Source organism: Exiguobacterium sp. s89 (genome assembly GCF_018617735.1).
Classification (GTDB): domain Bacteria; phylum Bacillota; class Bacilli; order Exiguobacteriales; family Exiguobacteriaceae; genus Exiguobacterium; species Exiguobacterium marinum.
In genome coordinates, this window is the sequence record NZ_JACSKS010000009.1 from 1 (window position 1) to 13,019 (window position 13,019).

The following is a 13,019-nucleotide window of genomic DNA, read 5'->3' on the forward strand; positions in this document are numbered from 1 at the left end:
TTAAATTGACGAAGCTTGCGCTTCATTCAAAAATTGTAAAACTTATTTTTGCCTCATCGTTCAGTTTTCAAAGTTCGTCTGCCGCTCTTGGCGACTCTTAAAATAATACAAGTCATCGACACAGTTGTCAACCACTTTTTTATTTCTTTTCCGCTGCCATCAGCGGCAACGTTTATTACTTTACCGTACACTTCTCATTAACGCAAGGGTTTTTATTAAAGTTTTTCCGAAAAAGTTTTTTATTTATATGTTCTATCCTGTTTAACGGCTTCCTTATGCGTTTCTAGACTGACAAACATAAAAAAGCCAGCTCATACTCACGTATGATCTGGCCCTTCAATTGATTATTGTTGGTGACGCATCGTTGGGAAAAGAAGAACATCGCGGATTGAAGGCGCGTCCGTCAATAACATGACGAGGCGGTCAATCCCGATTCCAAGTCCACCTGTTGGTGGCATACCATATTCAAGTGCCTCAAGGAAATCATTATCGAGTTCATGTGCCTCATCGTTACCCGCTTCTTTTTCAAGCAACTGCGCTTCAAAACGTTCACGTTGGTCGATTGGATCGTTCAACTCTGTAAAAGCGTTCGCATGTTCACGACGAACGATGAATAACTCAAAACGATCTGTGAAACGTGAATCCGTTTCATTCTTCTTCGCCAATGGCGACACTTCAACAGGGTGTCCTGTGACAAATGTCGGTTGAAGCAACGTATCTTCAACTTTTTGCTCGAAGAATTCATTCACGATATGACCAAACGTCATATGATCTTGTACTTCTACACCGTGTTCTTTTGCAAGTGCACGTGCTTCACCATCGGACATTTGTTGCCAGAAGTCGACACCTGTTTCTTCTTTAACGAGGTCGACCATGTGTGCACGTTTCCAACCGATTCCAAGATGGATCGTATCTTCACCGTATTGTACATCCGTTGTACCGAGTACTTCTTTCGCCACGTGTGCGACTAATTCTTCTGTCAAATCCATGATATCGTTGTAATCCGCATACGCCTCATACAATTCGATCATCGTGAATTCAGGGTTGTGTCGCGTAGAGATTCCTTCGTTACGGAAGACACGCCCGATTTCATACACACGCTCTAGTCCACCGACAATCAAACGTTTCAAATGGAGTTCGATTGCGATACGCATGTAAAGTTCCATATCTAATGCATTATGATGCGTTAAGAACGGACGTGCTGCTGCTCCGCCGGCAATCGTGTGTAGCATCGGTGTTTCCACTTCTAGATATCCTTTTTGGTTTAAAAAGTTACGAATCTCTGAAATGATGCGGCTACGCAAAATGAAGGTCTGACGCGAATCTTGATTTGTGATCAAATCGAGATAGCGTTGGCGATAGCGTTGTTCCACATCTTTTAACCCATGATATTTGTCCGGAAGCGGACGAAGCGCCTTCGTTAATAATTCAAACTCTTCTACGTGAATTGAGAGCTCACCCACATTGGTTTTAAAGAGCTTCCCTTTCACACCGACGATGTCACCAAGGTCTGAAGACTTGAACAAGTCAAACGGCTCATCCCCGACATCGTTTTTCCGGACGTAAATTTGAATTTGACCTGTCACATCTTGAATGTGGGCAAAGAATACTTTCCCTTTCCCACGCTTCGTCATGATGCGTCCAGCCAATGTGACTTCTACGTCCTGTTCAGCCAAAGCCTCTTTTTCAATCGATTCATACTGCTCGTGTAATTCACCTGCGTGCGCAGAACGATCAAAGCGGTGACCGAACGGGTCAAGACCGCGCTCACGCATATCGGTCATCTTCTCAAAACGAACCTGCATTTGATCATTCATTTCTAACTCGTGGCTCACTATTCCATTCACTCCTCTATCCATATTGGGTTTCTCTCTAACAAAAAACTGTCGACCCGTTGGCCAACAGCACAGCCGAAGCCGTTCATTCGTTGTGGTGCACTTTTTCGCCAAACAAGCTTACCATAAATTAGTTCTTTTCACTAGTTCACACTTCTGACAGTTGTCGTTCGAGTTGATCGACAAATCCGTAAAGGACCGCCGCGAACGCCTCACGTGATTCTGTTTCATTAATTCGTTTACGGATCGGACCACTGCCCTTGAGTCCTTTCAAATACCAGGCCGCGTGTTGACGCATTTCGCGTACAGCTGTCAGTTCACCTTTAATCGCACTCAATCGATCGAGATGGAGCATACAGATATCGATTTTCTCACGAGCTTGCGGTTCCGGCGGAAGTTCTCCCGTTTCAAGGTACTGGATTGTTTGATAAAGCATCCATGGATTCCCAAGTGCTGCGCGTCCAATCATGACGGCATCCACACCGTACTGGTCAATCACACGTTTCGCGTCCTGCGGGGTCGCGATATCTCCGTTCCCGATAATTGGTACGGTCGCCACTTTCTTCGCCTCGCCAATCCAGTCCCAATTTGCGGTTCCTTCATATTGTTGGGCCCGCGTGCGTCCGTGAATGGCGATGGCCGCCGCCCCACCCGTCTGAGCCGCTTTGACGTTATCCAAAATAAAGATATGATCGTCATCCCAGCCAAGGCGCATTTTCACCGTGACTGGTTTTTCGACTACCTTGGTGACGGCATTGACCATCTCATACACTTTATCCGGGTCGAGTAACCATTTTGCTCCGGCGTCACACTTGGTTACTTTCGGTACGGGACAACCCATGTTGATATCAATGATATCCGCATTTGTGTTTTGATCGACGTATTGTGCGGCTTTGACGAGTGTATCTTTAGAGCCTCCAAAGATTTGTAAACTGAGTGGTTTCTCCCGTTCATCGACATATAGCATACGCATTGTTCGGGTGTTTTCAAGCAAAATCCCTTTATCGCTGACCATCTCCGCACATACGAGTCCCGCTCCGAACTCTTTCGCAATCAAGCGAAAAGCCGGGTTGGTCACGCCTGCCATCGGTGCAAGAACTGCGCGGTTTTTAATATCTATGTTTCCAATCTTAAAGCCAGTCAAGACAACACATCCTTCATTTCACCAAATTCATTAATAACTGCAATCGAACGACATCTTGACGGTCTACTTCCGGTAACGCGTCAAGCCAAGAAGTCACCGTTCTTCCTTTTACAACCAGTTCCGGCGCAATTTCCGTTAACGGGGCGAGCACAAACGCACGCTCATGCATACGTGGGTGCGGAACCGTCAAGTGTTCTGATTGAATATCTTCCCCATTATAAAAGAGGATGTCAAGGTCGATTGTACGTGGTCCGTTCTTAAACAGGCGCTTTCGACCTAGCTCTCGCTCAATTTGTTGAAGGGTTTCTAGCAGTCCGGCCGCTGACTGCGAACTCTCTACCTCGACCACCATATTATAAAACGACGGTTGCTCCGTGTAACCGACAGGAGCCGTCTCATAGACCGATGACTGCTTTGTGACTTTGAGACTCGCTCTCTCCATCTCATCGATTGCAGCAGACAATTGCGCAGCCCGCTCCCCAATGTTCGCTCCTAATGCGATATAAATCATGGTGTCCGTCTCCTTGTCATCTCAATTGCCACCGAGTCGTAATGTCCTGGAATCGGCGGGTCCGGCTTGATGACTTTCACCGTCACACTTTGAATCAACTCATGATGAGCCAAAACAGCTGAAGTAATCCGTTCTCCAAGTGCTTCAAGTAAATTGACCGGATCACCCGTCACAATCTCTTCTGTCAATTGATATAAGCCGGCATAACTGACCCCTTCATTCAAATCATCGGAACGCCCCGCAGGTGCAAGGTCCAGCTCACACATTAAATCCACGTGAAACCTTTGACCGAGACGATTCTCTTCTTCAAACACACCATGATAACCGTAAAAACGCATTCCGTTCACAAAAATTTTATCCATGTCCATCCCCCCCAATCATCGCATCCATCATTTTCGCTGCGCGGGCATTCTCTTTCACATCATGTACTCGTACCCATGAGCATCCCTTCATAATCCCGAGACAGGTTGTCGCAATCGTCCCTTCTACTCGCTCTTCTGTCGGTAAATCGAGCGTGTGCCCGATAAATGATTTACGGGACGTACCGAGTAGCACTGGATAACCAAGACGAGTGATTGCATCGAGATGATTCATGAGTTCTAGATTTTGTGCCACGTCTTTCGCGAATCCGATGCCCGGGTCTAACCAAATGTGTTCATTCCTTACACCTGATGCGTGAGCAATCCTAATCGATTCCTGTAAATCACTGACCACATCCTCAATGAAACGGTTATATTCCCGCTTTTTCCGATTATGCATAAGAATGATGGGCACACCATATTCAACGGCGACACGCGCCATCGATTGGTCTCCCCATTTAGAACCCCACACATCATTGATGATTGTCGCTCCCGCCTCTAATGCCGCTCTCGCCACCGTTGGCTTATACGAATCAATCGAGATGGGCACATCAATCTCTTCTGTTAACCTCTTGATGATTGGGACGACACGTTCAATCTCTTCTTCTTCGGATACGAGTTCCGCGCCCGGTCTCGTCGACTCACCACCGACGTCAATCGCATCGGCACCTTCTTGTACGAGCTGATTCGCGTGACGTACGGCTTCCTCGATTGCCGTATATCGCCCTCCATCCGAAAAGGAGTCCGGGGTCACGTTTAAAATTCCCATGATTTTCGTCATACTTCCGCCTCCTATCCAAGTGAACGAATAAGTTCCGTCCACGCTTCTTTAAATCGCACCCCGTCTTTACCGGGGAAGGAGTGATCTCCGTACTGAGTCACCGGGGCAATTTGTTGAATCGAGTTCGTCATCCAGATTTCTTTCGCTACAGATAATTCTTCAAACGTCACGGATTGTTCGACTACAGAGAAATGTTCCATCACCCATTTCCGCGTCACACCTGCGAGCGGTCCGCTCGAGAGTGGTGTCGTGTATAACACATCATCCGGTCCGACCCAAAAGATGTTCGACACGAGACCTTCCACCACGTGTCCATTTTCGTCAGCAAATAGACCTTCCGCATCCGGATTTTGGAGAGCCCGTTTTCCGAGGATATTGTTCATATAATGATGCGACTTTAATCGAAACGCCGCTTCAGGACGACTTCTCGGGAAAGGGATTGGTTCCACTTGTTTCTCCTGTGGTACAACTTCTGCAGGTAACGGTTTTACGATCATTGTGACGTTCGGTGCTTCATAGCGCCCGGCGTACAGACCGAGGGGCGCGACACCTGCCGACACATTTAACCGAATATATAAATTAGGCGCATCATTTTGCCGACACAGTCGTTGAATCGCTGTCTCAATTTCTGCTTTCGTATACGGAAAATCAATCCATAACGCTTCCATGCTCTTATTCAGACGCTCCCAATGTGCATCGAACAAAAACGGCACAAAATTATAGGTCCGTAACGTTTCAAATAAGCCCATTCCATACAAGAAACCATGATCTTCAACCGGAATCAACACCTTCTCTTGCTCGACTATATCGCCGTTATGCCAATACAACATGACGATACTCCTCGATAAAGTTTCGAATCATCTCTTTCCCATGCTCAGTCAAAATCGCTTCAGGATGATATTGCACCCCTTCAATCGGAAGCGTTCGGTGACGGAGCGCCATGATTTCCCCAGTCTCCGTCTCCGCAGTGACCGCTAGACATTCCGGTAGAGTCGAATGCTCCACGGCCAATGAGTGATAACGGGTCACGATTGTCTGTTGAGGAATGTCTTTGAAAATCGATTTTCCGTCATGTTGAATCTTCGACGTTTTCCCGTGCATGAGTCGCTCCGCATGAACGACTTCACCGCCGAACGCTTGCGCAATCGCTTGGTGACCGAGACAGACACCTAAAATCGGAATACGGCCCGCGAACGCTTGGATTGCCTCTACGCTGATCCCTGCCTCATTCGGAGTACAAGGTCCTGGAGAAATGACAAGATAGCTTGGGGAAAGCGCCTCGATTTCTTGAATCGATACTTCATCGTTTCGATACACGATTAGTTCCTGACCAAGTTCACCGAAATACTGCACCAAGTTATACGTGAATGAGTCATAGTTATCAATCAGTACAATCATGTCGTTTCCTCCGCCATTTGCTTCGCCGTCCATAGCGCCTTCGCTTTGGACAGTGACTCTTCATATTCTGAGACCGGGTCCGAATCGATGACGATTCCCGCTCCTGCTTGAACGTATGCGATTCCATCTTTCACGACCATCGTCCGAATCGTGATATTGAAGACGAGGTCGTCATTCCAACTTAACCAACCATACGAGCCGGTGTAGAGTCCCCGGCGAACCGGTTCGAGTTCTTCAATGATTTCCATCGTTCGAATTTTAGGCGCTCCTGTAATCGTGCCACCTGGGAACATCGCTGCCAACGCTTCGGCTCCAGAAATCTCATCACGAATGGTGCCACGTACGTTCGAAACGATATGTTGCACGTGTGAATATTTTTCAATCACCATCAATTCATCCACATGAACGCTACCGTACGCCGCAACTTTCCCGAGGTCGTTCCGCTCCAAGTCAACGAGCATGACATGTTCCGCTTGCTCCTTTTCATTTTCAAGTAGCGTGTTCGCCAATTCCAAATCTTCCGCATCATCTTTCCCACGCGGACGCGTACCCGCGATCGGACGCGTCGAAATGTCAGATTGGTGTTTCTCAAGCAACAACTCTGGTGACGCGGAGACCATTGTCAATGCGTCGTCCACAAAATACCCCATGTATGGAGAGGGATTCATTCGACGGAGAGTATCGTACACCCGACGTGGGTCAGCGAGAAGCGGTTCTGATTGACGAACACTCAAGTTCACTTGAAACACATCACCTTCCACGATATATGACTGAATCTGTTTGACAGCTTCGACGAACTCCTCCTGAGACATGGAGCGCGATCGCTCTACAGGGAGATGTTCCGTCGGTTTGAACGCATAATGCGACTCGACGTTCCACATGGCTGCCCACCGTTCCACTTTGCGCTCCACATCACGTTCTGCTGTGACCATTAAGTAAAGGGTCGACGACTCTTCGTCGAACACAGCCACTTCGTCAAATAGAAGAAACGAGACGTCTGGCGTCGATAAATCATCTGCCGCTTGGTTAGGGAGACGTTCAATCGTCCGAGCCACATCATAACTGACATAACCGATCATACCACCGAAAAATGGAGGGGTCCCTTCTGGACGTTCAGCCTCAAACCGCTTCCGAACTTCACTGGCCAATTCGAGCGGTTCCCCGTACATCGTTTCAGTCCTATTTCCGATTTGAAGGAGACCGACGCCGTCTTTTACATAGAAGCGACCGAACGGTTCAATTCCTGCAATCGTATACCGCCCTGCCCTCCCGCTTTCTAGCCATGCATGGTACGGCTGATCTGCTGTCAACGTCATGTATGTTTCATACATTTTTTCTTTCGTCATCCGCTTCGTTCTGAACGCTGTCGATCTCACATGTCATTCCTCCGTCTATTCATTCATGCTTTTTATTGTACACAAGAAAAGACAGCAACCGAAAGAGAATGTCTCTCGATTACTGCCTAAAATGTTATACCCGACTCTCGTTCGACTCTTCATCAAATTGATAGAGTGGTGTACTCAAGTAACGTTCTCCGTTTGACGGGATGATCGCCAACACGTTCTTCCCTTTACCGAGACGCTTCGCTGTATCAAGCGCCGCCGCAATCGCGGCCCCTGAAGAAATACCTCCGAGCACACCATTTGTGCGCGCTGCTTGGCGAGCATATTCAAACGCTTGTTCTGTCGTGATTTGAAGAACACCCTCGTAAATTTCTGTATCGAGAATGGATGGGACGAACCCGGCACCAATTCCTTGAATTTTGTGAGGACCCGGCTTCCCACCAGACAAGACTGGTGAATCAATCGGTTCAACTGCCAAAATCTTCACATCTGGATATTTCGCCTTCACGACTTTTCCTGCTCCGGTAATCGTACCACCAGTACCGACTCCTGCGATAAGTGCATCCACCGTAAGTCCCGTTTCTTCGAACGCTTCCACAATCTCAGGTCCCGTCGTCATTTCATGAACGTTCGGGTTGGCCGCGTTATTGAATTGTTGCGGGAGGAAGTAGCCGTGCTTCTCAGCTTCTTCAGTGGCACGACGAATCGCCCCGCCCATCCCTTCAGAACCTGGTGTCAAGATGAGTTCGGCTCCATATCCACGAAGAAGATTACGACGCTCCATGCTCATCGTCTCAGGCATGACGAGGACGGCTTTGTATCCTTTCGCGGCACTGACCATCGCGAGACCGATTCCCGTGTTTCCGCTCGTTGGCTCGATGATTGTATCACCAGGATTCAAGATGCCGTCTTTTTCAGCCGCTTCAATCATCGCGAGTGCGATCCGGTCTTTGACGCTTGATCCCGGGTTCATATATTCAAGCTTCAGATACACATCGGCATCCTCTGGTCCAGTCATTCCGTTCAATTTCACAATCGGGGTCTTTCCAATCAAGTCTGTCACTGAGTTTACGATTCGCATTACATTTCCTCCTTCATAATTCCGACTATTCCGATATTGTTATCATACCCTATCGAATTGAAAATATGCAATTTGGAACGTTGCTTACGCTTGTGCTTGCTCTTTCATCGTCTCTAATTGTTCCGCTGAGAAATGATACTTTTCCCCACAGAAATGGCAAACCGCTTCGGCTCCACCATCTTCTTCAATCATCTGACGAATCTCTTCTTTTCCGAGACCGATAATGGCGTTTTCCATTCGTTCGCGACTACATGTGCAGTTGAATTGAATCGGATTACGGTCGAGGACATCGAGACTATCGCCAAGTAGTAATTGAAGCATCTCCTCTGGTGTCTTTTCTTCACCAATCAAGACAGATACGGGCGGGAACGTCTGAAGTGCTTTTTCGAGCGCCTGCACCGTTTCTTCAGAAGCGTTCGGAAGCAATTGTACGATCACACCGCCTGCCGCAAGAATCGATTCGTCTTCCGGTAAGACGAGAACACCGGCTCCAACGACCGATGGCACTTGTTCTGATGTTGCGAAGTAGTACGTGAAGTCTTCACTGATTTCACCTGTTTGAATCTCTGAAGAACCACCAACATAATCTTTCAACCCTAAATCTTTAATGACTGAGATGGTTCCTTTTCCGACGACTTCGCCTACTTTCAACTTCGTCAATCCTTGTTCGTTGACGAACGTTCCACCATCGACACGCGGATACGATACATATCCACGGACATCCCCCGCTGTATCTGCATCCACGATAATTTTCCCGATTGGACCATCACCTTCGACTTTAAGCGTGACGCGTGCCGCACCTTTTTGCATCGCACCAATCATCGAGCCAATTGTCATCGTCCGTCCGAGGGCTGCTGAAGCAACTGGTGTCGTCTGATGACGAAGTTGTGTTTCGTACACTGTCTTTGTCGTACGTGCTGCAAACGCTCGTACTTCTCCGTTGAACCCGAGAGCTCGAACGAGATAATCGTCTTTCATTTGATCGAGTAATGCTTGTTGTTCTGTATGAATCATATACTTTAACTCCTTTAGTTTACTTTTGATTGCGCTCGTAAATGAGGCGGAGGCCTTCGAGTGTCAGGAACGAATCCACATGATCAATCGTTTCTGCATGTTCACTGATCAATCGTGCCAATCCTCCAGTCGCAATGACAGTCGCTTCACCAACTTCACGCTTCATTCGATTCACGATACCGTCCACTTGAGCCACGTAACCATAATACGTTCCGGATTGCATCGCTTGAATCGTATTTTTCCCAACGACCGATGGCGGGGTTGCCAGTTCAATTCGTGGTAGTTTCGCAGCACGCTGATAGAGTGCCTCTACTGAAATCATGATACCTGGTGAGATGATGCCGCCGTGGTAGCGACGTTTCTCATCGATGTAACAATACGTGGTTGCCGTTCCAAAATCAACAATTATGAGCGGACCGTCATACTTGGCGATTCCAGCCACAGCGTTGACAATTCGATCGGCTCCAACTTCGCGTGGATTCTCAACGTGAATGTCTAATCCCGTCTTCACACCTGGACCGACAACGATCGGTCGTACATTGAAGTATCGCTGTGACATTTGTTCAAGTGGAAAAATGACCGGGGGCACGACAGAGGATAAGATGACACCTTCAACCTGCTCAAACGAGACGTTCGATTGGTCGAATAGCGACTTCACAAGCATGCCGTACTCATCAGTTGTTTTCGTACGATCGGTCGAGATGCGCCAGTGGTGTACGAGATTATCTTCATCGTACATCCCGAGAACAATATTTGTATTTCCAACATCAATCACTAAAATCATGATATAGTTCCTCACTTTGTTGTCAATTGCAGTTCGCTCGAATTATAACATGAAAAAAGACGAATGCCTCGTCAAGGGCATTCGTCTACTGATTAACGTGATTCGTTATTCGGACGCTCCGTCGGTGTCGCCTCGGGCTTATCGCCTTCAGGCACAACATCCGGTTGGCTTTCTTGAACAGCTTCGGGTTGATCGATGACTTGACCGTGCTGAACGGCTGCCTCATCTTTCTTCGCTGCTTCATCTGAGTCCGTTGATGCATCCACGTCTTCTTCCGGTTCATGCGGGAGATATTCGCGTGTTTTAATCAAATGACGAATCTGTTTCGAATCGAGCGTTTCCACATCAAGCAACGTCTTCGCAACGAGTTCGAGATCTTCACGACGTTCTGTCAAAATCTGCTTCGCTTTCGCATAGCAGTGGTTGATGATGTCACGAATCTCTAAGTCGATTTCTTGTGCGATTGCATCTGAATAATTCTGTTCCGTCTGGAAATCGCGACCAAGGAAGACTTGTCCACCGTGGTTCGAACCGAGTTGGAGTGGTCCGAGCTTATCGCTCATCCCATAATCCATGACCATCTTACGTGCAATACCAGTAGCACGCTGGAAGTCGTTGCTCGCTCCAGTCGACACTTCACCAAAGATGACATCTTCGGCGACACGTCCACCAAGGAGACCGACAATCTTATCTTCGAGCTCAGGTTTTGTCATGAAGTAACGGTCCTCTTTCGGGAGCATGACGACATATCCTCCCGCGTTTCCACGTGGGACAATCGTCACTTTGTGTACTTCATCCGCATTCTCAAGTTCGAGACCGATGATTGTGTGACCCGCTTCGTGATAAGCGACAATCTTGCGTTCTTTATCCGAAATGATTCGGCTTTTCTTCGAAGGACCGGCGATGACGCGGTCAATCGCTTCTTCCACGTCGACAACCGATACCGCTGCGCGGTTCGAACGTGCCGCAACGAGTGCCGCTTCGTTCAAGAGGTTCTCTAAGTCCGCTCCAGAGAATCCTGGTGTACGCTGTGCGATTGATTTTAAGTCCACTGTCGAATCAAGTGGCTTGTTACGCGCATGAACTTTCAATACTTCTTCCCGTCCCTTTACATCAGGACGATCGACCGTGATTTGACGGTCAAAACGACCTGGACGAAGGAGGGCAGGGTCAAGAATATCCGGACGGTTTGTCGCCGCAACCATGATAATCCCTTCGTTGTCGCTGAATCCATCCATCTCAACGAGCAATTGGTTCAATGTTTGTTCACGCTCATCGTGTCCACCACCTAGTCCGGCACCACGTTGGCGTCCGACCGCATCGATTTCATCGATAAAGATGATACACGGAGCATTCTTCTTGGCGTTTTCGAACAAGTCACGAACACGTGACGCACCGACCCCGACGAACATCTCAACGAAGTCCGAACCTGAGATCGAGAAGAATGGTACACCCGCTTCACCAGCTACCGCACGGGCCAATAGTGTTTTACCTGTCCCCGGAGGACCAACGAGTAACACACCTTTTGGAATACGTGCACCGAGTTTTGAGAATTTACGAGGATCTTTCAAGAATTCAACGACTTCGATGAGTTCTTGCTTCTCTTCGTCTGCTCCGGCCACATCTTCAAATGTGACACGACGCTTCTCTTGGTCGTATAATTTGGCCTTCGATTTCCCGAAGTTCATCACACGACCACCACCGCCACCACCTTGCGCTTGGTTCAACAAGAAGAAGAACAAGATGAAGATGATGATAAACGGTAAAATCGCAAAGATGATACTGAACCAACTACTGTTCGATTCAGCTTCCTCGATTTGAATATCCGTATTCGCTCGAAGCTGTGTTAATACATCTGCATACTCAGCTTCGTTCGCTGGAATATTTGTTTCATAACGCTGGTCTTCATCTCCTGTAAGATCGCCTGTAATCGAGATAGCCCCCGGGATTTCTTGTACGGTTGCCGTCTCAATCCGATCATCTTCCACATATTCTAGGAATTTCGAATACGAGAGTGTTTCACTCTGACTATTCGGATTCTGCAAATATTGAAGGAACAAGATCAAGGCTAGGAAAATCACACCAAAAACCAATGTGTTTTTCACTGCACGATTCATTCTCTGCCTCCTATTCCGAGAAACGATGTTCTCGCCCATTCAGTATATGCCTATACTTTGGGGATTTCTTTTATCTTACCACGTCACATTTTCAAAAGAAAAATGTTAGCCCCCGTAAACGCTCGGTTTGAGCACACCGACGTAAGGAAGATTACGATATTTCTCTTCATAATCCAAACCGTAGCCAACGACAAATTCGTGTGGGATAACGAAGCCGCTATAGTCTGCTGATAAACCATTTTTACGCCCTGTCGGTTTGTCGAGAAGCGTGACAATCTTCACAGATTTCGCTTTACGGTATTTAAGAAGATCGACGAGATAACCAAGCGTCAATCCACTATCAATAATATCTTCTACAATCAAGATGTCGCGTCCTTCTACAGATGTATTTAAATCTTTGTCGATTTTAACCTCACCTGTTGACGATGTGCCACCATGATACGTCGATACGTCCATGAAATCCATCTCTAAGTGGATGTCCATTTCTTTAACGAGGTCCGACATGAACGGCATCGCGCCTTTCAATACACATACGAGAAGCGGGAACTCTTCTTTATAATCTTCGCTAAGTGTTCCGGCAAGTTCTTGTACCTTTTCTTGAATCTCTTCACGCGAGATTAAAATTTTTTCCATATCGTTGATTAATGACATC

Annotated in this window: 13 protein-coding genes; all 13 read right to left on the reverse strand. The window is 47.5% G+C overall.

The window, feature by feature from the left end; all coding sequences use genetic code 11:
- Positions 1 to 344: 344 nt before the first annotated feature.
- The 13 genes from lysS to hpt all read right to left on the reverse strand — a co-directional run bounded on the left by lysS (position 345) and on the right by hpt (position 13,018).
- Positions 345 to 1,835: a lysine--tRNA ligase gene (gene lysS / locus KNO96_RS13840; protein ID WP_214704540.1), complete on the reverse strand. Its 1,491-nt coding sequence runs from the start codon at positions 1,833 to 1,835 to the stop codon at positions 345 to 347.
- 148 nt (positions 1,836 to 1,983) lie between these two features.
- Positions 1,984 to 2,922 carry a tRNA dihydrouridine synthase DusB gene (dusB, locus tag KNO96_RS13845; protein ID WP_051546003.1) on the reverse strand — a complete coding sequence of 313 codons (939 nt, stop codon included), beginning with the start codon at positions 2,920 to 2,922 and terminating at the stop codon, positions 1,984 to 1,986.
- A 70-nt stretch (positions 2,923 to 2,992) separates the two neighbouring features.
- A complete protein-coding gene (gene folK / locus KNO96_RS13850) occupies positions 2,993 to 3,490 on the reverse strand; it encodes a 2-amino-4-hydroxy-6-hydroxymethyldihydropteridine diphosphokinase (RefSeq protein ID WP_026824800.1) in 498 nt (165 codons plus the stop codon).
- Positions 3,487 to 3,852, reverse strand: coding sequence for a dihydroneopterin aldolase (folB, locus tag KNO96_RS13855; RefSeq protein WP_026824799.1), 366 nt, complete (start codon positions 3,850 to 3,852; stop codon positions 3,487 to 3,489). The genes folK and folB overlap by 4 nt, the downstream gene beginning before the upstream one ends.
- Positions 3,845 to 4,630 carry a dihydropteroate synthase gene (gene folP, locus KNO96_RS13860; protein ID WP_214704527.1) on the reverse strand — a complete coding sequence of 262 codons (786 nt, stop codon included), beginning with the start codon at positions 4,628 to 4,630 and terminating at the stop codon, positions 3,845 to 3,847. The genes folB and folP overlap by 8 nt, the downstream gene beginning before the upstream one ends.
- Positions 4,631 to 4,641: 11 nt before the next feature.
- A complete protein-coding gene (locus KNO96_RS13865; protein ID WP_214704525.1) occupies positions 4,642 to 5,460 on the reverse strand; it encodes an aminotransferase class IV in 819 nt (272 codons plus the stop codon).
- The gene (pabA, locus tag KNO96_RS13870; RefSeq protein WP_214701497.1) at positions 5,444 to 6,028 is read right to left on the reverse strand and encodes an aminodeoxychorismate/anthranilate synthase component II; all 585 of its coding nucleotides are present in this window, start codon (positions 6,026 to 6,028) and stop codon (positions 5,444 to 5,446) included. The genes KNO96_RS13865 and pabA overlap by 17 nt, the downstream gene beginning before the upstream one ends.
- Positions 6,025 to 7,404: an anthranilate synthase component I family protein gene (locus KNO96_RS13875; RefSeq protein ID WP_353047602.1), complete on the reverse strand. Its 1,380-nt coding sequence runs from the start codon at positions 7,402 to 7,404 to the stop codon at positions 6,025 to 6,027. Before KNO96_RS13875 ends, pabA begins: the two co-directional genes overlap by 4 nt.
- 94 nt (positions 7,405 to 7,498) lie before the next feature.
- The gene (gene cysK, locus KNO96_RS13880; protein ID WP_214701496.1) at positions 7,499 to 8,452 is read right to left on the reverse strand and encodes a cysteine synthase A; all 954 of its coding nucleotides are present in this window, start codon (positions 8,450 to 8,452) and stop codon (positions 7,499 to 7,501) included.
- A gap of 84 nt (positions 8,453 to 8,536) precedes the next feature.
- On the reverse strand, positions 8,537 to 9,466 hold the full coding sequence (hslO, locus tag KNO96_RS13885; RefSeq protein WP_051545931.1) for an Hsp33 family molecular chaperone HslO: 930 nt from the start codon (positions 9,464 to 9,466) through the stop codon (positions 8,537 to 8,539).
- A gap of 19 nt (positions 9,467 to 9,485) precedes the next feature.
- A complete protein-coding gene (locus KNO96_RS13890; protein WP_026824792.1) occupies positions 9,486 to 10,250 on the reverse strand; it encodes a type III pantothenate kinase in 765 nt (254 codons plus the stop codon).
- 92 nt (positions 10,251 to 10,342) lie between these two features.
- A complete protein-coding gene (gene ftsH, locus KNO96_RS13895) occupies positions 10,343 to 12,367 on the reverse strand; it encodes an ATP-dependent zinc metalloprotease FtsH (RefSeq protein ID WP_214704522.1) in 2,025 nt (674 codons plus the stop codon).
- A gap of 105 nt (positions 12,368 to 12,472) precedes the next feature.
- Positions 12,473 to 13,018, reverse strand: a complete 546-nt coding sequence (gene hpt, locus KNO96_RS13900; protein ID WP_026824790.1) for a hypoxanthine phosphoribosyltransferase — start codon at positions 13,016 to 13,018, stop codon at positions 12,473 to 12,475.
- Position 13,019: the final 1 nt, after the last annotated feature.

Excerpts from the sequence above, each read along its gene's own strand:
- dusB (WP_051546003.1), bottom strand. The coding sequence starts at position 2,922 with ATGGCAGGCGTGACCAACCCGGCTTTTCGCTTGATTGCGAAAGAGTTC.
- folK (WP_026824800.1), bottom strand. The coding sequence starts at position 3,490 with ATGATTTATATCGCATTAGGAGCGAACATTGGGGAGCGGGCTGCGCAA.
- folB (WP_026824799.1), bottom strand. The coding sequence starts at position 3,852 with ATGGATAAAATTTTTGTGAACGGAATGCGTTTTTACGGTTATCATGGT.
- folP (WP_214704527.1), bottom strand. The coding sequence starts at position 4,630 with ATGACGAAAATCATGGGAATTTTAAACGTGACCCCGGACTCCTTTTCG.
- KNO96_RS13865 (WP_214704525.1), bottom strand. The coding sequence starts at position 5,460 with ATGTTGTATTGGCATAACGGCGATATAGTCGAGCAAGAGAAGGTGTTG.
- pabA (WP_214701497.1), bottom strand. The coding sequence starts at position 6,028 with ATGATTGTACTGATTGATAACTATGACTCATTCACGTATAACTTGGTG.
- cysK (WP_214701496.1), bottom strand. The coding sequence starts at position 8,452 with ATGCGAATCGTAAACTCAGTGACAGACTTGATTGGAAAGACCCCGATT.
- hslO (WP_051545931.1), bottom strand. The coding sequence starts at position 9,466 with ATGATTCATACAGAACAACAAGCATTACTCGATCAAATGAAAGACGAT.
- KNO96_RS13890 (WP_026824792.1), bottom strand. The coding sequence starts at position 10,250 with ATGATTTTAGTGATTGATGTTGGAAATACAAATATTGTTCTCGGGATG.
- ftsH (WP_214704522.1), bottom strand. The coding sequence starts at position 12,367 with ATGAATCGTGCAGTGAAAAACACATTGGTTTTTGGTGTGATTTTCCTA.
- hpt (WP_026824790.1), bottom strand. The coding sequence starts at position 13,018 with ATGTCATTAATCAACGATATGGAAAAAATTTTAATCTCGCGTGAAGAG.